At 56.9% G+C, this 1,216-nt stretch carries 1 pseudogene; it reads right to left on the reverse strand.

The window, feature by feature from the left end:
* Nucleotides 1-910 (reverse strand): annotated as a pseudogene (locus NW839_RS05415) (hypothetical protein); the annotation flags it as partial.
* Nucleotides 911-1,216: the final 306 nt, after the last annotated feature.

The raw sequence follows: 1,216 nt of genomic DNA on the forward strand, positions 1-1,216 counted from the left end.
CAACGCCATTGTTGGAAATGCCAGTGTTGGTAATTGTTACCTTGCCGCCGCTGCCGTTGTAGATGCCGCCCCCCTCCTGGCCGGCACCGTTGTCGGAAATGCCCGCTGCGTCAATGGTTACTGTGCCCAGGTTGTAGATGCCGCCCCCTTCTTTGCCAGCACCATTGTTGACAATGCCGGCGTTGGTAACCGTTACCTTGCCGCCGCTGCCGTTGTAGATGCCGCCTCCCTCCTGGTCGGCACGGTTGTCGGAAATGCCCGCTGCGTCAATGGTTACTGTGCCCAGGTTGTGGATGCCGCCCCCGAAAGAAAAAGCCCCATTACTGGAGATCTGAACCTTGGAGACTGCAAGCTGACTGCCGACCTCCACAAAAACACCGCCACCGGCAGTATCTGGAAAATTGGCTCCATCCGCACAGCCGCCTTTGATCGCTACACTTTGTAGATTGAGCTTGCCTCCGCTGCTGACATGGAAAATCCGAAACTCGCCTTTGGCTGCACTACCATTTAGATCGCACTTTACCGAAGTATCTCGCTGGATCGTCGCCCCGTTGCCTTGAATGGTGATGGTGCTGGTAATGTCCAGGTCGTCGTTGTTCGCTCCAGAGTCGGTTTGGTGTCCCGACCCATCGTCGTCTATCGACAAGGTATAGGTCGTCCCTGCCGACAGCACAATCGTGTCTGCACCTGAGCCCGCAGAACACTCATTCACTGCTGAATCGGTGTTTGCGGCTATCACGGCCTCCCGCAGAGAGCACCCATCGCCTTTGGCTATGGCATCGCTTGTGGTGGTGACGATGATCGTAGTCTGTGCCGGCGAAGGCAACTGCAAACCTGCCGCTGCCGCACAAGCCACCAGGGGCAATACGAACCTAGAACTGTATTTGCCCACACCTTGCCTCTCTGTCAATCAAGATGGCCTAGTAAGAGGATCCACACCTGCTCACCTGCGGCAACAAGCCATAGCTATTGAAGAGGGCCTTGGCAATCGGCTAACCTCGAAGACCTCCTCTCCCTAAATATACCGCTGGCTGCAGTGGATTTCCCATTCCACTCCCACTTCCCTTCCGCCAGCCGATAAGGCATGGCTACACCTTGGGATGAGAGGCTGCTCCCGGTTGAGGGGCAAGGTGTGGAATGGGCTTCACCTAGGAACGGTGACCTCGAAACGGATGACCCCGGCTGAGCCAGAACTGCCTCCCCCCACGTTCACCAC

It is taken from the genome of Synechococcus sp. R5-15 (genome assembly GCF_047462035.1).
Taxonomy (GTDB): Bacteria; Cyanobacteriota; Cyanobacteriia; order Thermostichales; family Thermostichaceae; genus Thermostichus.